At 73.0% G+C, this 19,198-nt stretch carries 19 protein-coding genes; 18 read left to right on the forward strand and 1 reads right to left on the reverse strand.

Translation table 11 applies throughout. The features are described from left to right. Positions 1-12 precede the first annotated feature (12 nt). Complete coding sequence (locus tag ACIRR8_RS10965) at positions 13-954, forward strand: hypothetical protein (RefSeq protein WP_404061880.1); 942 nt, start codon at positions 13-15, stop codon at positions 952-954. Beyond that, complete coding sequence (locus ACIRR8_RS10970) at positions 951-1,481, forward strand: hypothetical protein (RefSeq protein WP_404061882.1); 531 nt, start codon at positions 951-953, stop codon at positions 1,479-1,481. The genes ACIRR8_RS10965 and ACIRR8_RS10970 overlap by 4 nt, the downstream gene beginning before the upstream one ends. 59 nt (positions 1,482-1,540) lie before the next feature. Here the strand turns inward: ACIRR8_RS10970 and ACIRR8_RS10975 are convergent, their stop codons facing one another. After that, the gene (locus ACIRR8_RS10975; protein WP_404061885.1) at positions 1,541-2,755 is read right to left on the reverse strand and encodes a pyridoxal phosphate-dependent aminotransferase; all 1,215 of its coding nucleotides are present in this window, start codon (positions 2,753-2,755) and stop codon (positions 1,541-1,543) included. 162 nt (positions 2,756-2,917) lie between these two features. On the opposite strand from ACIRR8_RS10975, the gene ACIRR8_RS10980 reads away from it, so the two are divergent. The 16 genes from ACIRR8_RS10980 (at position 2,918) to ACIRR8_RS11055 (ending at position 19,175) form a co-directional block, all read left to right on the forward strand. Next, positions 2,918-3,193, forward strand: coding sequence for a hypothetical protein (locus tag ACIRR8_RS10980; RefSeq protein ID WP_404061887.1), 276 nt, complete (start codon positions 2,918-2,920; stop codon positions 3,191-3,193). A gap of 323 nt (positions 3,194-3,516) precedes the next feature. Further along, positions 3,517-4,038, forward strand: a complete 522-nt coding sequence (locus ACIRR8_RS10985) for a DUF2617 family protein (protein WP_404061890.1) — start codon at positions 3,517-3,519, stop codon at positions 4,036-4,038. A gap of 114 nt (positions 4,039-4,152) precedes the next feature. After that, complete coding sequence (locus ACIRR8_RS10990) at positions 4,153-5,763, forward strand: polyamine aminopropyltransferase (RefSeq protein WP_404061893.1); 1,611 nt, start codon at positions 4,153-4,155, stop codon at positions 5,761-5,763. Positions 5,764-5,858: 95 nt separating this feature from the next. Then, on the forward strand, positions 5,859-6,845 hold the full coding sequence (locus ACIRR8_RS10995; RefSeq protein WP_404061896.1) for a carbon monoxide dehydrogenase: 987 nt from the start codon (positions 5,859-5,861) through the stop codon (positions 6,843-6,845). Between the two features lie 100 nt (positions 6,846-6,945). After that, positions 6,946-7,695: an aldose 1-epimerase gene (locus tag ACIRR8_RS11000; RefSeq protein ID WP_404062569.1), complete on the forward strand. Its 750-nt coding sequence runs from the start codon at positions 6,946-6,948 to the stop codon at positions 7,693-7,695. A gap of 47 nt (positions 7,696-7,742) precedes the next feature. After that, a complete protein-coding gene (pyrE, locus tag ACIRR8_RS11005; RefSeq protein ID WP_404061899.1) occupies positions 7,743-8,282 on the forward strand; it encodes an orotate phosphoribosyltransferase in 540 nt (179 codons plus the stop codon). Positions 8,283-8,434: 152 nt separating this feature from the next. Next, positions 8,435-9,466, forward strand: coding sequence for a class II fructose-bisphosphate aldolase (gene fbaA, locus ACIRR8_RS11010; protein ID WP_404061902.1), 1,032 nt, complete (start codon positions 8,435-8,437; stop codon positions 9,464-9,466). A 107-nt stretch (positions 9,467-9,573) separates the two neighbouring features. Then, complete coding sequence (locus ACIRR8_RS11015) at positions 9,574-10,728, forward strand: MalY/PatB family protein (RefSeq protein WP_404061905.1); 1,155 nt, start codon at positions 9,574-9,576, stop codon at positions 10,726-10,728. Between the two features lie 131 nt (positions 10,729-10,859). Further along, positions 10,860-12,383, forward strand: coding sequence for a DHA2 family efflux MFS transporter permease subunit (locus ACIRR8_RS11020; protein WP_404061908.1), 1,524 nt, complete (start codon positions 10,860-10,862; stop codon positions 12,381-12,383). A gap of 49 nt (positions 12,384-12,432) precedes the next feature. Next, positions 12,433-12,846: a DUF3151 domain-containing protein gene (locus ACIRR8_RS11025; RefSeq protein WP_404061911.1), complete on the forward strand. Its 414-nt coding sequence runs from the start codon at positions 12,433-12,435 to the stop codon at positions 12,844-12,846. A gap of 130 nt (positions 12,847-12,976) precedes the next feature. Then, complete coding sequence (locus ACIRR8_RS11030; RefSeq protein WP_404061914.1) at positions 12,977-13,825, forward strand: tryptophan 2,3-dioxygenase family protein; 849 nt, start codon at positions 12,977-12,979, stop codon at positions 13,823-13,825. Then, a complete protein-coding gene (gene kynU / locus ACIRR8_RS11035; protein WP_404061917.1) occupies positions 13,818-15,029 on the forward strand; it encodes a kynureninase in 1,212 nt (403 codons plus the stop codon). Before ACIRR8_RS11030 ends, kynU begins: the two co-directional genes overlap by 8 nt. Before the next feature lie 136 nt (positions 15,030-15,165). Then, a complete protein-coding gene (locus ACIRR8_RS11040; protein WP_404061920.1) occupies positions 15,166-16,059 on the forward strand; it encodes an alpha/beta hydrolase family protein in 894 nt (297 codons plus the stop codon). A 111-nt stretch (positions 16,060-16,170) separates the two neighbouring features. After that, positions 16,171-16,992 (forward strand): NAD(P)H-binding protein, encoded by an 822-nt coding sequence (locus ACIRR8_RS11045; protein ID WP_404061922.1) that lies wholly within the window; start codon positions 16,171-16,173, stop codon positions 16,990-16,992. 138 nt (positions 16,993-17,130) lie between these two features. Continuing rightward, a complete protein-coding gene (locus tag ACIRR8_RS11050) occupies positions 17,131-18,486 on the forward strand; it encodes a sensor histidine kinase (protein ID WP_404061924.1) in 1,356 nt (451 codons plus the stop codon). After that, complete coding sequence (locus ACIRR8_RS11055) at positions 18,483-19,175, forward strand: response regulator (RefSeq protein ID WP_404061927.1); 693 nt, start codon at positions 18,483-18,485, stop codon at positions 19,173-19,175. The genes ACIRR8_RS11050 and ACIRR8_RS11055 overlap by 4 nt, the downstream gene beginning before the upstream one ends. The last annotated feature ends 23 nt before the right edge of the window (positions 19,176-19,198 follow it).

Genomic DNA, 19,198 nt, shown 5'->3' on the forward strand with positions numbered 1-19,198 from the left:
CAGGGAGTGACAGTGACGATCGACGCCGACGGCCCGGTGCGCGGGCCCTTCGCGGTAGTACGCCCACGGGACGTGGCACCCGAGGCCCGGCCGGGCGCGGGTGAGTGCGCGGTCCTGCGGACGGGCACCCATCTGCGGCCGCTGCCCAGGGGCGAGGTCCCCACCTCGGGCATGAACTGGTTCCGGGCCCGGGAGGACTACTGGATCGTGGACCTCCGGGAGCACACCACGACGCTGGACGTGGAACTCGACAGCGCCGACCGCGGGCTGCGCTTCCAGGGCAGCGTCGACGTGGTCTGGCGGATCGGGGACGCCCGGGCGGCGGCGGAGCACGGCCCCGTCGACGTACGGCGTCTCCTGGAGCGCCGGCTGCTGCGCAAGCTGACGGCGGAGGCGCGGCGCTACGAGCTGGAGGAGATCGCGGAGTTCGAGTCCTGGATCGACCGCGAGCTGTCCACCGCCTCGATGGCCGGCACGGTGCTGGAGGTCCTGGAGGTGTCCTGCGTCCTGCGACCGGACGGTGAGGTCACCGACATCACCCGCACCGGCCGCCTCAGCCAGCTCAAGCGGACCAACGCGCGGGACATCCTCGACGGGGGCGAGATCGGGCTGATGGCCGAGGCGCTGGTCCGGGACCCCGACTCCGTCGTGGAGTTCCTCCGTACCCACCGGGAGGACAAGCGCGCGGCGGTGGCCGCTCATCTGGAGGTGGTCAAGGCGGTGCACACGGCCGGCGGGAGCGAGGAGCACGAACGGGTCGCGGCCATCGACCAGCTGGTCGAGCGGCTCGGCGGCGCGATGCCGGGGGCACGGGCCGAGTTGCCGGGCCCGCCCCTCTCCCCGATCCAGCAACTCGCCAACGGCAGGCCCCGGCGCAGGGACCGGCGGGCCTCCCGGCGAGAGGACGGACAGCCGCTGGACAACGAAGGCGGGACGAAGGACCCGGCGCCGTGACCGGTCCGCTCGGCTTCTTCGCCGACCTCTGGTCCGACGCCTTCTCCTGGCTGGTCTATCCCCTCCGGATCGTGGCGCTGGTCATCGCCTCTGCCCTGCTTCTCCGGGTCGTGCTCCGCCGGGTGCTGCCCGCCCTGCACGGTGCGGCCGACTGGGCCGGCGCCAGGCTCTCGCGGCTGCTGGGCAGCGTGCTGCTGGCGCCGGAGTACGGCTGTACGCTGCTGCTCCTGCGGGCCGACCGCGGCATCCCGCTGCCGCTGCGGCTGTACGGGCGGTGGGTGGAGAACGTCACGGACTGGGTGACGTCGGCGGGCGGCGCCGTCGGCAGGGCCATGCGCGCCTCCTCGCGCGCGTCCTACAAGCTCGTCGGCGGCCTGCTGCTGGTGTACCTCACCGCCTACAACTTGCACGCTCTCGGCGGCGCAGAGGACGCGGTGCGCCAGGAGGCGCCGGTCGTGGTGTGGTGGGACTCGGTCCAGGTGTGGCTGGAGAATCCCGACCATCCCGTGCTGGAGGACACCTTCTAGGCCTCGGACCGGGCGCCGGGGGGCGCGCCCCCCGGCGGTGGCACTGCGTCCGACGAGGCTCATGTCCGCAGCTTCGACAGCCTCTCGACGGCTGATTCCAGCACGTCCTCCCGCTTGCAGAACGTGAACCGGACCTGGCTGCGGCCCGCCTCCGGGTCGTCGTAGAAGACCGAGACCGGGACGGCGGCCACCCCGCACCGCTCCGGAAGGGCCCGGCAGAAGGCGTACGCGTCCTCCTCGCCGAACGGGGAGATGTCGGTGGTGACGAAGTACGTCCCCTCCGGCTCGTAGACCCGGAAGCCCGCGCTCCGCAGGCCCTCCGCCAGCAGGTCGCGCCTGCGGCGCATGCCCTCGCGGAACTCCGTGAAGAACGCGTCCGGCAGCTGGAGCGCCTCCGCGATCGCGTACTGGAACGGGCCGCCGCTCACGAACGTCAGGTACTGCTTCGCCGAGCGCACCGCCGTCAGCAGCGGCGCGGCGGCCGTCACCCAGCCGATCTTCCAGCCGGTGTACGAGTACGTCTTGCCGGCCGACGAGATGGAGACCGTCCGCTCGCGCATCCCGGGCAGGGCGGCGATCGGGCGGTGGGAGCCGGCGAAGACGAGGTGCTCGTACACCTCGTCGGTGACCACCAGCAGGTCGTGCTCGACCGCCAGGGCCGCGATGCCGCTCAGCTCCTCGGGGGTGAGGACCGTGCCGGTCGGGTTGTGCGGTGAGTTGAGGAGCAGGAGGCGGGTGCGCGGGGTGATCAGGGAGCGCAGTTCGTCGAGGTCCGGGCGGAAGGCGGGGGCGCGGAGGGTGAGCGGGACGCGGACGCCGCCGGCCATCGCGATGCACGCGGCGTACGAGTCGTAGTACGGCTCGAACGCGATGACCTCGTCGCCCGGCTCCACCAGGGCCAGCAGCGCGGCGGCGATCGCCTCGGTGGCCCCGGTGGTGACCAGGACCTCGGTGTCCGGGGACCAGTCCAGGCCGTAGAACCGCTTCTGGTGGCCGGCGACGGCCGCGCGCAGCTCCGGGATGCCGGGGCCCGGCGGGTACTGGTTGCCGTGGCCGGAGCGCAGCGCCCGGACCGCCGCCTCCCTGATCTCCTCCGGGCCGTCGGTGTCGGGGAAGCCCTGGCCGAGGTTGATCGAACCGGTCCGCGCGGCCAGCGCGGACATCTCGGCGAAGATCGTCGTCCCGAACCCGGCCAGGCTGCGGTTGAGCAGCGGCCGTCGTCCCTCGGGTCCGTGCCCCTGGTGTCCCTGGTCCTGCCCGTGTCCCTGTGTCATGGGCGCCATCCTGCGCTCAAGCTCTGGAGTTGCTCAAGTCTGCTTTGGCGCGTTCGTGACAGGGGGATCCCCCTGTCACGAAGGAAGACCGGGAAACCGGAGAGATCCGGGAAGCGACGGGGGAACCGCTCGCTTTGGGGGAGAGAAAGGCGGGTGAGGGGCATGACTGTCCTCGTCACGGTGCTGATCGGTGTGGGGATTCTCGTCGGCCTGCTGGTGGCCCTGGCACGGGCGACCCGGGTCGGGAGCGGACCGTCCGGGCGGGCCCGGCGGCGGTCCGCCGCGAGCGGTTCGACGGCGGGCGGTGGTGGATGGTGGGCCGGCGGTGACGGTGGCGGAGGCGACTCCTCGTCCTGCGGCTCGTCCTCCGGCGGCCACTCGTGCGGCGGCGGGTCGTCGTGCGGTGGCGGCGGCGGTGGTTGCGGCGGAGGCAGCTGAGCGGGCCGGGAGGCCGTCGCCGTCACCGACAGTGACTCCAGGGCCGGGCGCCCGGAGGGTGAACTCCCTCCGGGCGCCCTGTCGTTGAGCCACGCAGACGAAAACGGCTGAACAGTTGAACCGGGCTGCCCCCGAGGGGATGGAAACCACGTCAAGTTGGGTAAAAACGCTGCGAGTGCGGCGTACTTCGTGATTCCCTCGTCGAAGAGAACATTCAGCCCTCGGACCCCAGTTGGACCAGATCGGGCGCTCCCCTCCTCCCATGCGCACGTTCGGGGGAAGCCCGCTGTCCATGCGTCCATGTGTGTTTGCGGAGCCGACCCATGCTCACCACCCTCCAGACGGCCTATTCCGATACCCGCGCCGCCGACCTGGCCTGGACCCTGGGGCGGGAGCCGCTCCCGGCCCTCGCCGTCCTCGACCTCCGGCTCGGCGGTGCCGAACTGCAGTTGAGGCTCCTCGGCGCCTCCCACCAGGTGCTCCTCCAGGAGGACCGCGGCGTCTGTTCCGAGACCGTCGCCTGTATCCCGGGCAGCAGCACTCCGCTCCCACTCGGTGTCGCCAAGCGGCTCGGGGACTGGGAGTACGAGTTCGCGGCCCGCGTCGAGACCCTGACGCAGGGCCAGTTCGCGGGACGGGCGCAGGAGCTGCTCGCGCTCGTGAGCGACCACCCGCACGGCCTGGCGGGCACCTTCCCCGGCTCCCCGTACGCCTTCACCGCGATGCTCGCCCAGCGCATCGAGGGCCAGGTGCGGTGGCGGACCTGGCACGCGTACCCGCAGGAAGGCCAGTTGGTGGCCACCCGGACCCGAGTGGGGGTGCGCATCCCGGCACCCGCTCTCTGAGGGCCGTGCGGCCGGGGGGCTGGCGCCTCCCGGCCGCGTCACTAGAACTCCTGTGGTTACTTGCACCCTTGTGGGTGACAGGCGGCGACCGGGCCGTGACGTAGCGTTCGCAGCATGATCGACCAGCAGGTGTCGCTGCGAGGGGGCGCGGCGCGGCTTCCCGTACGGCCGAGGACCGGCCGGTTCCTCGTGCTGGCCGCCGTCTTCGTCTGCGCGGCCTGCGGTCTCGTCTACGAGCTGGAACTGGTCGCGCTCGCCTCCTACTTGATCGGCGACTCGGTCACCCAGGCCTCCGTCGTGCTCTCCACGATGGTCTTCGCGATGGGCATCGGCTCACTCCTCGCGAAACGTTTACGCTGCCACGCCGCCGTCGGTTTCGGGCTGATCGAGGCGGCCCTCGCGCTCATCGGCGGCTCCTCGGCGCTCGTGCTGTACGCGTCGTTCGCCTGGCTCGGTGAGTCGCGGTACGCCGTGGTCGGGTTCTCGCTGGCGATCGGCGTGCTGATCGGCGCGGAGATACCGCTGCTGATGACGCTGATCCAGCGCGTCGACCGGCAGGACGCGGGCGGGGCCGTGGCCGATCTCTTCGCCGCCGACTACGTGGGCGCGCTCGTCGGCGGGCTGGCCTTTCCCTTCCTCCTGCTGCCGATGCTCGGCCAGCTCACCGGCGCGCTCCTGACGGGCGCGGTGAACGCGGTCGCCGGCGGGGCGCTGGTCCTGTGGGTCTTCCGCCGCGACCTCACGCCCCGCTCCCGCCGGCTCCTCTTCCTGGTCAACTTCTCGGTGATCGCCGTCCTGGCCACCGCCACGTTCCTGGTCGACGACTTCGAGCGGGCGGCGCGGCGGGCGGTCTACGGGGACCAGGTGCGGGTGGCCGTGCAGACCGGGGTGCAGGAGGTCGTCCTGACCGGCACCGACCGCGACTCCCTCGGCCTCTACCTGGACGGCCGGCTCCGGGTCAGCGCCCGCGACGCGTACCGCTACCACGAGGCGCTGGTCCACCCGGCGATGGACGGGCCCCGCGCCCGCGTCCTCGTCCTCGGCGGCGGCGACGGACTCGCCGCCCGCGAGGTCCTCCGGTACGCGGACGTCCGCTCGGTCACCGTCGTGGAGATCGACCCGGCCGTCACCCGGCTGGCCCGCACCGACCCGGCCCTCTCCCAGCTCAACGGCCACGCCTACCGCGATCCGCGCCTCACCACCGTCGGCGCGGACGCCTTCACCTGGCTGCGCGCCGACCACCACCGCTACGACGTGGTGATCTCCGACCTGCCGGACCCGGGGATCACGGCCAGTACGAAGCTGTACTCCGCCGAGTTCTACGGGCTGGTCGCCGAGGCCCTGGCCCCGCGCGGCCGGCTCGTGGTGCACGCGGGCCCGCCGGCGGTCCGGCCGCGGACCTTCTGGACGGTGGAGGCCTCGGTACGGGCCGGAGGCCTCGCCACCCGCCCGTACCGCATCCCGGCCCGCCCCTCCGGTCACCCGTCCGGCTCCACCGCGAGCCCCGACCGGCTCGCCTCCGGAGGCCGGTCCGCGGACGGCTGGGGCTTCCTGCTCGCGGCGGCGGAGGCGGTGGGGGAGCCGGGGCTCGGCGCGGGTGTACCCGTACCGCGTTCGCTCGGGGAGGCGGAGCTGCGGGAGGGGGCCCGGGCGGCGGACCGGCTGCGGCTGCCGGGGCAGGCGCCGTCCACGCTGGTCCACCCGCGGTACCCGGAGGAGGCGTGAGGGGCTCCCGGGGGCCTCGTGCTGTGGCGCGGGGCGCGAGGGCCGGGCGGGTGGAAGCCCTGACGGGCGGGCCGGGGGCGATTAGGCTCGGTTGTATGGAGCATCAGGTGTTCGTTCCGGTCCCGGTCCCGGCCCTGCGGCGCACGCTGGGCGACCCCGCCCGGGTCGCCCGCTGCGTACCGGGCTTCCAGCGCGACGCCGACGCGTCGGCGTCGCCGCTGGCGGGCCGGTGGAAGTTCCGGGCCGGCGGCCACACCATCACCTACCGGGGCGAGCTGAAGCTCTCCGGGCCCGAGGGCGACCGCTTCTCGGTGACCGGCGAGGGCGTGGAGGCCCGGGGGACGGGCGCGGTGAAGCTGGCCCTGACCCTCGCCCTCACGGAGACGGTGACGGGGGCAGGGCCGGGGACGGAGGGCGGCACGACTCTCACGTACAGCGGTACGGCGAGCGGCGACGGCCGGCTGGCCGAGCTGGAGGAGGGCGCCGCGTTCGCCGCCGCCCAGCGCCTCCTGGACCGCTTCACCCAGCAGCTGGTGACGGAGACGCTGGCCGTACGGGAGGGAGACGGCGGGGACGACGGCGCGGAGGACGTGTCGGCCGAAGGGCTTGAGGGAGACGTCGAGCCCTCCGACCCGGCCGGCCTCCCGAAGTCCTCCGACCCCGCCGGTGGACCCGCCGCATCCGCCGGGCCCGCCGGTGGACCCGATGAACCCGCCGGTGGACCCTCCGAACCCGCCGAGCCCGCCGGAGGACCCGCCGCATCCGCCGGTGGACCCTCCGAACCCGCCGAATCCGCCTCCGTGTTCGACTCGCCCGTCCCGCCGCCCGCCCTCGACCCCGTCGCCGGAGTGGAGTTCACCGTCCCCGACGAGCCGCCCGCCGAGGCCGCGCACGCCCGCCGCACCATGATCGGCCGCAGTGCGGAGGAGGTCGACCACGCGCCTCCGCGCGGCCGGTACGCCCCTGTGCCCTCGCCGGACGCGGGCGGGCCCGGAACCACTCTGCGCTGGGTCGCACCGGCCGCCGCTCTCGCGCTCGCCTCCGCCGTGGTGCTGAGCCGGGCGTTGCGGCGCCGTAGGTGAGGCACCGCCAGAAGACCGCCAGTAGGGTCGTCGGGTGAGCAGCAGCGAAGAGACCACCCAGAACGCAGAGAGCGTCAGGCTCCGTGCCGGCGACGCCGAGTTGACCGTCGACCCCGCCCACGGCTGCCGGATCAGCAGCCTGCGGATCGGCTCCACCGAACTGCTGCGCCAGGGCGAGCGGTACGGCTGCTTCCCGATGGTGCCCTGGTGCGGCCGTACCGGTTCCGGGAAGTTCCGCAACGGCGACGCCGCCCACCAGCTGCCCCTCAACTCGCCGCCGCACGCCATCCACGGCACCGGCCGGGACACCGCCTGGCAGACCGCACACGTGGACAAGGCGCAGGCCGCCTTCTACTACGACCTCGCCGAGCCCTGGCCGTACGAGGGCCGGGTGACCCAGACCTTCGAGCTGACCGAGGACGGGCTGACCCTCGGCCTCGCCGTCGAGACGTACGGCACCTCCTTCCCGGCCCAGGCCGGCTGGCACCCCTGGTTCCACCGCAGCCTCGAAGACGGCCGGCCCGCCGAGCTCTCCTTCGACGCCGCCTGGCAGGAGGAGCGCGGCGAGGACCACCTGCCGACCGGCCGCCGCATCGACCCCGTACCGGGTCCGTGGGACGACTGCTTCGGGATGCCCGACGGCGTGGACGTGAAGCTCACCTGGCCGGAGCAGCTGGAGCTGACGGTGAAGAGCCGGAGCGAGTGGGTGGTGATCTACGACGAGCAGGACGAGGCGATCTGCGTCGAGCCGCAGTCCGGTCCGCCGAACGGCCTGAACACCACACCTCGCCTGGTCACGCCGATCGACCCGCTGGAGATCACGACGACCTGGAGCTGGACGCGGCTCTGAGGCGGGGCGTGCTCGGGGGGTTTCGGCATGCGCATACCCTCGTGGACATGACTGACGTACGCGCTGACCTGCTCCAGCAGATCAAGGACAAGGCCGTGGTGCACGGCAAGGTGACCCTCTCCTCGGGGCTGGAAGCCGACTGGTACATCGACCTGCGCCGGATCACGCTGGACGGCAAGGCCGCGCCGCTGGTCGGCCAGGCCATGCTGGACGCCACCGCCGAGCTGGACTACGACTGCGTGGGCGGGCTGACGCTCGGCGCCGACCCGGTCGCCACCTCGATGCTGCACGCCTCCGCCGCGCGCGGGCAGAGCCTGGACGCGTTCGTCGTCCGCAAGGCGCAGAAGGCGCACGGGATGCAGCGCCGGATCGAGGGCACCGACGTGAAGGGCCGCCGCTGCCTGGTCGTCGAGGACACCTCCACCACCGGTGGTTCGCCGCTGACCGCCGTCGAGGCCGTACGGGAGGCGGGCGGCGAGGTCGTCGCCGTCGCCGTGATCGTGGAGCGCGGTGCCGCTCCGGCCATCGCGGAGGCCGGTCTGCCGTACATCCAGGTCTACTCGGTGGCCGACCTCGGCCTCGCCTGAGCCATTTCGGACCTCACGGACTGTTTCACGTGAAACAGGGTCCGCCGGGTGGAGCCGGATGAGGAGTCTGGGAAGATGGGGGCGACGATGACGTCGCCCCCAGGTCAGGGACTTACACGCCTGTACACCCGCACATCCCAAGGAGCGGTCAGATGCCCATCGCAACCCCCGAGGCTTACGCCGAGATGCTCGACCGGGCCAAGGCGGGCAAGTTCGCCTACCCGGCCATCAACGTCACCTCGACGCAGACGCTGCACGCGGCCCTGCGCGGCTTCGCGGAGGCCGAGAGCGACGGCATCGTCCAGATCTCCACGGGCGGTGCGGAGTTCCTGGGCGGCCAGTACAACAAGGACATGGTCACGGGCGCGGTCGCGCTGGCCGAGTTCGCGCACATCGTCGCGGCCAAGTACGACGTCACCGTCGCGCTCCACACCGACCACTGCCCCAAGGACAAGCTGGACGGTTACGTACGTCCGCTGCTCGCCGTCTCCGCCGAGCGCGTCGCCAAGGGTCTGAACCCGCTGTTCCAGTCCCACATGTGGGATGGCTCGGCCGAGACCCTGGCCGACAACCTGGCCATCGGCCAGGAGCTGCTGGCCCAGGCCGCCGCCGCCAAGATCATCCTTGAGGTCGAGATCACCCCGACCGGTGGCGAGGAGGACGGCGTCACGCACGAGATCAACGACGAGCTGTACACGACCGTCGACGACGCGCTGCGCACCGCCGAGGCGCTCGGCCTGGGCGAGAAGGGCCGCTACCTGCTGGCCGCCTCCTTCGGCAACGTCCACGGCGTCTACAAGCCGGGCAACGTCGTGCTCCGCCCCGAGCTGCTGAAGGACCTCCAGTCGGGCGTCTCCGAGAAGTACGGCAAGCCGGCCGGCAGCCAGCCGTTCGACTTCGTCTTCCACGGCGGCTCGGGCTCCACCGCCGAGGAGATCGCCACCGCGCTGGAGAACGGCGTCGTGAAGATGAACCTCGACACCGACACCCAGTACGCCTTCACCCGTCCGGTCGCGGACCACATGTTCCGCAACTACGACGGCGTCCTGAAGATCGACGGCGAGGTCGGCAACAAGAAGACCTACGACCCCCGCACCTGGGGCAAGGCCGCCGAGGCGGGCATGGCCGTGCGCGTCACCGAGGCGTGCGCGAACCTGCGCTCCACCGGCACCAAGCTGAAGTAACCACGCATCAGTACGGATGTACGGCTGTACGGCGTCGGGCCCGGTCCTCCTCCCGGAGGGCCGGGCCCGTTGCCGTGCCGAGACCGTTCACAGAGGGAGGGCCCGTCATGGCCGAGCTGTACGACTTCGACACCGCCATCGACCGCCGGGGCACCTGGTGCGTCCAGTGGGACGGGGTCGCCGACCGGTTCGGGGTCGACGGGCTGCTCCCGTTCACCATCTCCGACATGGACTTCACCACCGCGCCCGAGGTGCTCGCCGCGCTGCGGGCCCGGCTGGACCACGGCGTCTTCGGCTACACCACCTGGTGGCAGGACGACTTCCGCTCGGCCGTAGCGCACTGGTACGCCACCCGGTACGGCACCGAGATCGACACCGGGCAGCTCGTGTACGGCCCGTCCGTCCTCAGCCAGCTCTCCCAGCTCCTCCAGATGTGGACGGCCGAGGGGGACGGGGTCGTCGTCCACACCCCCACGTACGACGGCTTCCGCAAGGCGATCACCGGGCTCGGGCGGGAGCTGCGCGGGGTGCCGGTCGGGGACGAGGAGGCGTTGGTACGGGAGCTGGCGCGGCCGGACGCCAAGGTCCTGGTGCTCTGCTCGCCGCACAACCCGACCGGGCGGGTCTGGACGGCCGCCGAGCTGACCCGGATGGCGGAGCTGGCGGAACGGCACGGGGTAGCGGTGGTCAGCGACGAGATCCACGCGGACTTCGTGCACGAGGGGCACGTCCATGTGCCGTGGACGCGGGTGGCCGGTGAGGGCCGCTGGGCGCTCATCACCTCCGGGTCGAAGGCCTTCAACTTTCCGGCGCTGACCGGTTCGTACGGGCTCATCGGCGATCCGGCGGACCGGGCGGAGTACCTGCGGCGCATGGAGACGGCGGAGGGGCTCGCCTCGCCGGCGGTGCTGTCGCTGACCGCGCACATCGCGGCGTACCGGCAGGGTGCGGCGTGGCTGGACGCGGTGCGGGCGTATGTGGCGGGGAACCTGGGTCACGTCGCGGAGCGGCTCTCCACCGACCTGCCCGAGCTGGGGTGGGAGCCGCCGCAGGCCGGGTACCTGGCGTGGATCGACCTGCGGGCGGCGGGGGTGGACGACGCGGAGTTGCAGCGGGTGCTGGTGGAGCGGGAGAAGGTCGCGATCATGGGGGGTTCCGTCTACGGGGCGCCGGGGTTCGTGCGGCTGAACGTGGGGTGCCCTCGGGCGAAGGTGGAGCGAGGGGTGGAGGCGCTGGTGCGGGCGGTGGGCGCCGTGCGGTAGCCGCGTGATTTCGGGGGCGCTGCCCCGGGCCCCCGGCTCCTCGATCGCCGGAGGGGCTCAATGTGTGCGGGCCCTCCGGGAGTGGGTTCTCCTCGATCGCCGGAGGGGCTTGATTGGGGCAAGCTGGCCCCATGGCTGCTGCTGGCTCCGCTCCCGGGGAGATCCGGGTCGCCTCGCCCGTCGGGCGGTGGGTCGTGCTCACCACCGTGCTCGGCTCCGGCATGGCGATGCTCGACTCGACCGTCATCAACGTCGCCCTGCCCCGCATCGGCGCCGATCTCGACACCGATCTGGCCGCGCTCCAGTGGACCGTCAACGCGTACATGCTCACGCTCGCCGGGCTGATCCTGCTCGGCGGGGCGCTCGGCGACCGGTACGGGCGGCGGCGGGTGTTCGTGGTGGGAGTGGTGTGGTTCGCCACCGCCTCGCTGCTCTGCGGGATCGCCCCGAACGCGGAGATGCTCATCGCCGCCCGCGCCCTCCAGGGGGTCGGCGGGGCGCTGCTCACCCCGGGGTCCCTCGCGCTCATCCAGGCCAGCTTCCATCCCGACGACCGGGCGCGGGCCGTGGGGCTCTGGTCCGGGTTCGGCGGGGTCGGGGCGGCCGTGGGGCCGTTCGTGGGCGGGTGGCTGGTCGACGGGCCCGGCTGGCGGTGGGTCTTCCTGCTCAACCTGCCGCTCGCCGCGATCTGCGTGCCCGTCGCCCTCCGCCACGTACCGGAGTCGCGTGATCCGGCGGCGCACGGCCGGTTCGACGTGCTCGGGGCCGCGCTCGGCGCGCTGGCGCTGGCCGGGGTGACGTACGCGCTCATCGAGGCGCCGGAGCAGGGCGCCTCGCCGCTCGTCATCGGGGCGGCGCTCGCCGGGGTGCTGCTCGGCGTGGCGTTCGTGCTGGTGGAGCAGCGTCGGGCGGATCCGATGCTGCCGCCGTCGATCTTCCGCTCGCGCCTGTTCACCTCGGTCAACCTGGTGACGTTCTGCGTGTACGCGGCGCTCGGCGGCTTCTTCTTCCTCTCCGCGATCCAGCTCCAGGTGGTCGCCGGTTATTCGGCGCTGGGGGCCGGTACCGCGCTGCTGCCGACGACCGTCCTGATGCTGCTGTTCTCCGCCTGGTCCGGTGAGCTGGGCCGCCGGATCGGGCCGCGCATCCCGCTCACGGTGGGGCCGCTGCTGGCCGCCACCGGGATGCTGCTGATGCTGCGGGTGGGGCCGGGCAGCGCGTCCTTCGGCGGGTACGCCGGTGAGGTGCTGCCCGCCGTCCTGGTGCTCGGTGCCGGGCTCGTCGTGGTCGTGGCCCCGCTCACCGCGACCGTCCTGGCCGCCGTGGACACCGGGCGCGCCGGGCTGGCCAGCGGGATCAACAACGCGGCCGCCCGGGCCGCCGGCCTGATCGCGGTGGCCGCGCTGCCGCTGCTCGCCGGGATGGGGCCGGAGGCGTACCGGGACGCGGGCGAGTTCGCGGCGACCTTCCGGCGGGCGATGCCGATGTGCGCCGGGCTGCTGGTGCTGGGCGCGGTCATCGCCTGCTGGACCGTCCGCACCCCGTCGCACGCCGCCGAGCGGAAACGTGGGGAGGAGCGGCCCGAGTGCACGGTCCACTGCGGAATCGTGGCCCCGCCGCTGGAGCCGGAGCGGGCGCGCGAAACCGGGCGGTAGGGCGGCCGGTGCGGTGTCCCCGGCGGCCCGGTCCAGGCACACTTGATCCATGTCCATCCACGAGAACCTGCTCGGGGGCCCCGCCCCGACCCATCTGCCCGACGACCCCGAGCCGCGCGAGCTGCTCGCCGCCGGCACCCCGCCCGCCGAGGTCGCCGCGAAGTACCCCACCTCCTCGCTCGCCTGGGCGCAGCTCGCCGACGAGGCGTACGAGGGCGGCCGGGTCATCGAGTCGTACGCCTACGCCCGTACCGGCTACCACCGGGGCCTCGACGCCCTGCGCCGGGCCGGCTGGAAGGGCCACGGCCCCGTACCGTTCGAGCACGAGCCGAACCGCGGCTTCCTGCGCGCCCTGCACGCCCTGGCGCGGGCCGCCGGGTCCATCGGGGAGACCGGGGAGCACGAGCGCTGCTCGACGTTCCTGCGCGACTCCTCGCCGACCGCCGCCGACATCCTCAGCTGACTTCCTGAGCGGCTCCCCGCCCAAGCACGCCGGGCGGGGAGGCGCTTAGTATGCGAGCAGGGGACCGGAGCTCCATCACCTCACGGAAGGGGCGGACCGCTACCCGGAAGCTCGTGTCGAGGAGACAGCGATGTCGACCAATCACCCCGACCCCGAAGCCACCGGTGCGGACACCCCGTACCTGGACTTCGCGGGAACGACTCCGTACGAGGACTATGTCCAGGCGGATGTCCTGACCCACCTCCAGCACCTCCGCTCGGACGACCCCGGCGAGATGGTCTTCCTGGTCACCACCCAGGTCATGGAGCTGTGGTTCACGGTCATCGTCCACGAGTGGGAGACCGCCACCCGCGCGCTGCGCGAGGACCGCATACCCGTCGCGCGCGACGCCCTGAAGCGTTCGCTGCGCGAGCTGGAGGCGCTCAACGAGTCCTGGCGGCCGCTCGCCGGACTCACCCCCGCCCAGTTCAACTCCTACCGTGGCTCGCTCGGCGAGGGCTCCGGATTCCAGTCGGCGATGTACCGGCGGATGGAGTTCCTGCTCGGCGACAAGTCCGCCTCCATGCTGGTGCCGCACCGGGGCGCGCCCCGCGTCCACGCCGAGCTGGAGAAGGCGCTCGGAGAGCCCAGCCTGTACGACGAGACGCTGGCGCTGCTGGCCCGGCGCGGGTACGCCGTCCCGGAGTCCGTCACCGGCCGCGACCTGACCAAGCGGTACGAGCCGTCGCCCGAGGTCGAGGCGGTGTGGGCGGAGATCTACGCCTCCGACGACCAGAACGACGAGCTGGTCCGCCTCGGCGAGCTGCTCACCGACGTCGGTGAGCTGGTGTGGCGATGGCGTAACGACCACCTCGTCGCCACCCGCCGTGCGATGGGCTCCAAGACCGGCACCGGCGGTTCCGCCGGAGTGGCCTGGCTGGAGAAGCGCGCCACGAAGAACGTGTTCCCGGAGCTGTGGACGGCGCGCAGCCATGTCTGAGACCTTTCGCCGACGGGCACTCGCCCTCGATGCCGCCGACCCGCTGGCCGACCGCCGCAAGCTCTTCGCGCTCGACGACGGCGTCTACCTCGACGGCAACTCGCTCGGCGCCCTGCCCGTCCACGTCCCGGCCCGCGTGCGGGACGTCCTCACCCGCCAGTGGGGCGAGCTGCGCATCCGGTCCTGGGACGAGAGCGGCTGGTGGACCGCGCCCGAGCGGATCGGCGACCGGATCGCGCCGCTCGTCGGGGCCGCCGCCGGGCAGATCGTCGTCTCCGACTCGACCAGCGTGAACGTCTTCAAGGCCGTCGTCGCCGCCACCCGCCTCGCCGCTCTCGCGGGCGGGGGACGCGACGAGATCCTGGTTGACGCGACGACGTTTCCCACGGACGGGTACATCGCCGCCTCCGCCGCCCGGCTCACCGGCCACCGGATCGTGCCGGTCGCACCCGACGACGTACCGTCCGCGCTCGGGGACCGTACGGCCGCCGTCCTCCTCAACCAGGTGGACTTCCGTACGGGACGGCTGCACGACCTGCCCGGGCTGACCGCCGCCGTCCACGCGGCGGGCGCGATCGCCGTCTGGGACCTCTGCCACAGCGCGGGCGCCCTCCCGGTCGGGCTGGACGAGCACGGCGTGGACCTGGCGGTCGGCTGCACCTACAAGTACCTGAACGGCGGCCCCGGTTCGCCCGCGTACCTGTACGTCGCCGAGCGCCACCAGGCCGCCTTCGACTCCCCGCTGCCGGGCTGGAACTCGCACGCCGACCCGTTCGGCATGACCCCCGACTACGCCCCGGCGGACGGTTCCGTACGGGGCCGGGTCGGCACACCCGACATCGTCTCCATGCTCACGCTGGAGGCGGCACTCGACGTGTGGGACGGCGTCTCGGTGGACGCGGTGCGGGCCAAGTCGCTGGCGCTGACGGACTTCTTCCTGGAGTGCGTCGCGGCGTACGCACCGGAGGGCCGGGTCGTCCCGGTCACGCCGGTCGCGCACGCCGAACGCGGCAGCCAGGTCGCTCTGCGCTGCGCCGAGGCAGAGCCGGTGATGCGTCGCCTCATCGAGCGCGGGGTCGTCGGCGATCTGCGGCGGCCCGATGTGCTGCGGTTCGGATTCACGCCGCTGTACGTCGGGTTCGCCGACGCGGAACGGGCGGCGCGGGTCCTGGCCGAGGTGCTGGAGGAGACACCGGCGGGCTGACGGGCCGTCAACCCCTGTGCGGCCGGGCGGGGACGGTGCTGATCACTGGTACCGTCCCCGCAGGTCAACCCAGTTGGGCACCTGGCACCGGCACAGGACCCTGGCACAGGACACAGGCATAGGACGGTTGAGCAGCATGTCGGATTCCCCGGGTCTCCCGGACTCTGTCGCGCGTGATCGGGACGAGGTCGAGAGCGCGTCGGCGTTCGCTCATCCCGCCGTCGCCCCCGACCGGACCGCCGCCTACGGCGACCACCCCGACCAGGTCATCGACTTCTACGCCCCGCACGGCGGCCGCACCGCCGCCCCGCTCGTCGTCCTGCTGCACGGCGGCGCCTGGCGGGCTCCCTACGATCGGGCGCACGTCTCCCCGCTCGCGGGCTTCCTGGCCCGGCGGGGGTTCGCCGTGGCGAGCGTGGAGTACCGGCGCGGCGGCGAGGGCGAGGCGGTGCCCGGCGGTGACCCGGTCGCGGGGCGCTGGCCGGAGACCTTCGACGACGTGGCCGCCGCGCTCGACGCCGTTCCGGCCCTCGCCGCGCGCGAGCTGCCGGACGCCGACGTGCGCCGGATCGTGGTCACCGGCCACTCCGCGGGCGGCCACCTCGCGCTCTGGGCGGCGGCGCGGCACGTGCTGCCCGAGGGGTCGCCGTGGCACCTGCCCGCCCCGCCGCCGCTGCGCGGGGTCGTCGCGCTGGCCCCGATCGCGGACTTCGCCACGGCGGTGGGGCTGGAGGTGTGCGGCGGGGCGGTCACACAACTCCTCGGCGCTGGAGAGGAGTTCGATGACCGTACGGCCCAGGCCGACCCGGCCGTCCTGCTGCCCACCGGGATCGCCACCGCCATCGTCCACGGCGAGGAGGACATCGTCGTCCCGCCGGCGGTGTCGGAGGCGTACGTCGACGCGGCGGCCAGGTCCGGCGAGATGGTCGGGCTCACGCTGCTCGGCGACGTCGGGCACTTCCCGCTGATCGACCCGGCCGCCGACGCGTGCGCGATCGTGGCGGAGGAGATCACGCAGCTGGCGTGGTGAGGTCCTCGATGTGCTGTCCGGTTGCGGACAGAAGGTGACCGCAAGGGTTCCTAGGTTGGTTGATGTCGAACCGCAGCCGGTCGACGTCGAACCGAACGAAGGAGACCCGCCATGACGATCCTGGTGACCGGAGCCACGGGAACGGTCGGCCGTCGAGTGGTCGAGCAGCTGCTGGAGCGCGGCGAGCACGTCCGGGCCGTGACCCGCGATCCGGCGCGTGCGGAGCTCCCGGCGGGCGTCGACGTCGTCCGCGGTGACCTCGCCGATCCGGCGTCGCTGGAGAGCGCGCTGGACGGCGTGACCGGGCTGCACCTGATCACCTTCGACGGCGGCCTCTTCGCCCCGCTGGCGACCGGTGAGCAGATCATGGAGCGGGCCCGCGCGGCCGGGGTGCGGCGGGTGACCGTGCTCAACGGCGGCGGGGACACGCCGATGGAGAGCGCGGTGCGCGCGAGCGGGCTGGCGTGGACGGTCGTCATGCCGGTCGAGTTCATGGCGAACGCGCTGGAGTGGGCGCCCGGGATCAAGGCGGACGGTGTGGTGCGCGAGCCCTTCGTCGACCGGCTCAGCGCGATGGTCCACGAGTCCGACATCGGTTCGGTCGCGGCGACGGCGCTCACCGAGGACGGCCACGGCGGCCAGGTGTACCTGATCACCGGCCCGCAGGCGCTGACCGTCGGCGACAAGGTGACGGCGATCGCGGCGGCGCGGGGCGAGGCGATCGAACTGGTCGAGCTGACCGAGGAGGAGGCGCTCGCCGGCTGGCGGGCGAACGGGATGCCGGAGGATGTCATCGCGTTCCTCATCGAGGTCTACCGGGACACCCCGCCGGAGGGGAAGACGGTGATCGACACCGTGGAGAAGGTGACCGGGCGGCCGGCCCGGACGTTCGCGGAGTGGGCCGGTGAGCACGCGGAGTTCTTCCGTCCGTGACTCCGGAGGGCGCGGTGCGCCGGGCCGTGGGAGGCCCGGTGGGGCCACCGGCAGGGGGTATGTAGTCCTTGAGGGGGACGGTCCGGAATCACCATCTGTAGGGACGACCCGTACGCGGCCGCCGCCTACCGTGGAAACGTGACCGAGACCCAGACGAAGACCAGTAGCCCGGAATTCCGGGCGGCCGCCGGCGCGATGGACGGCCTGCGGGAAGACCTCTTCCGCCATGTGTTCGCCTACCGCCCGCTGCCGCCCCTCTCGCCGGAGGGGCGGTTCATCCGCCGGCTGCCCGAGGGGCTGAGGCGGGCCGTCGTCTGGACGCCGCACGCGCTGGTGCTGTTCGCGGCCTTCCTCGTGATGATGGCCGGGTTCGCCAACTGGCACTTCCGCATCTTCATGGGGCTGGTGCCCGCCATCGCGGTCGCGATGACGCTGGTCCGCCCGGTCGCCGCGTTCTGGGCGTCCTGGGTCGCGACCCTCTTCTGCGCCCTCCTGGGCAGCGAGGGGCTGTGGGGGCCCAGCGCCTTCGCCGCGCAGGTCGTGGTCCTGGTGGTCGTGGCGGCCCGGACCCGGCCCCGTACGGCGGTCTGGATGTGGCTGCTGACCCTGCTGCTCGGAGTGGTGCTGGAGGGCGGGGACCCGTCCGTCACCGCGCCCATGGCCGTCCTGTCGGCCTTCGCGCTGCTCGTCGTCGCCATCTACCAGGTCCGGCGCGACGCCGAGCAGGAGGTCCGTGACGCCGAGCGCGAGGTGACCGTGCAGCGCACCGTCACCGCCGTCGAGCGCGACCGGCGCACCCTGCTGGAGGAGCGCACCACCATCGCCCGGGAGCTGCACGACGTGGTCGCCCACCACATGTCGGTCGTCGCGATCCAGGCCGAGGCCGCGCCCTACCGGGTGGAGAACCCGCCGCCCGAGCTGGAGCAGGCCTTCGTCACCATCCGGGAGAACGCGGTGGCCGCCCTCACCGAGCTGCGCCGCGTCCTCGGAGTCGTCCGCGCCGAGGACTACGAGGCCCCGGACGCCCCGCAGCCCACCCTCGCCGTCCTGGACGGGCTCCTGGACAACGTCCGCGAGACGGGTCTGGAGACGGAGAAGGTGATCACCGGGGCCGTCCGCGAGCTGCCCCAGGGCGTGGAGCTGTCGGCGTACCGGATCATCCAGGAGGCTCTCAGCAACACCCTGCGCCACGCGCCGGGCGCCACGGCCAGGGTCGAGATCTCGTACGTGCTCGGCGGGATAGGCCTGCGGATCGTCAACGGGCCCCCGAGGGGCCTGGTCAAGCCGTCACCCGGGGCCGGACACGGGGTCACCGGGATGCGGGAGCGGGTCGCGATGCTGGACGGTGTGATGACGGCGGCGGCGACGGAGGACGGCGGGTACGAGGTCGCGGTGTTCCTGCCCGTACCGCCGGTGGAGAGCGAGCCGGACGAGCGGGGTGGCCGGGACGCCGCGGCGTCGACGGTCGTCATCGAACGGGACGGCGGCGCATGAGCGGCACCGGCACCACCGCGGGGGCGGGCACCGACATCCGCGTCCTGATCGTCGACGACCAGATGATGGTCCGCGAGGGCTTCTCCGTCCTGCTCAACGCGATGCCCGGGATCACGGTGATCGGAGAGGCGGTGGACGGCCGGCAGGCCGTCTCCCAGGTCACCGCGCTGCGCCCGGACGTCGTCCTGATGGACATCCGGATGCCCCAGATGAACGGCATCGAGGCGACCCGCGAGATCGTCGCGCAGGACGCGGACGCCAAGGTGCTGGTCCTGACCACCTTCGACCTGGACGAGTACGTGTACCAGGCGCTGCGGGCCGGAGCCTCGGGCTTCCTCCTGAAGGACGCCTCGGCCCGGCAGCTCGCGGACGGCGTACGGGTGGTGGCCTCGGGCGAGGCGCTGCTCGCGCCGACCGTGACCCGGCGGCTGATCACCGAGTTCTCCAAGCTCGCGGAGGCCCCGAGACCGCCCGCGCTCGCCCGGATCGGGGACCTCACGGAGCGTGAGACGGAGGTGCTCGTCCTGATCGCGCAGGGGCTCTCCAACGCGGAGATCGCCTCGCACCTGATCGTCGCGGAGTCCACGATCAAGACCCATGTGAGCCGGATCCTGGTGAAGCTGGGGCTGCGCGACCGGACGCAGGCGGCGGTGTTCGCGTACGAGGCGCGGCTGGTCACGCCGGGGTGACCCCGGGCCTTCGCCGGCCCCCT

The sequence above is a fragment of the Streptomyces sp. NPDC101178 genome, assembly GCF_044767965.1.
Taxonomy (GTDB): domain Bacteria; phylum Actinomycetota; class Actinomycetes; order Streptomycetales; family Streptomycetaceae; genus Streptomyces.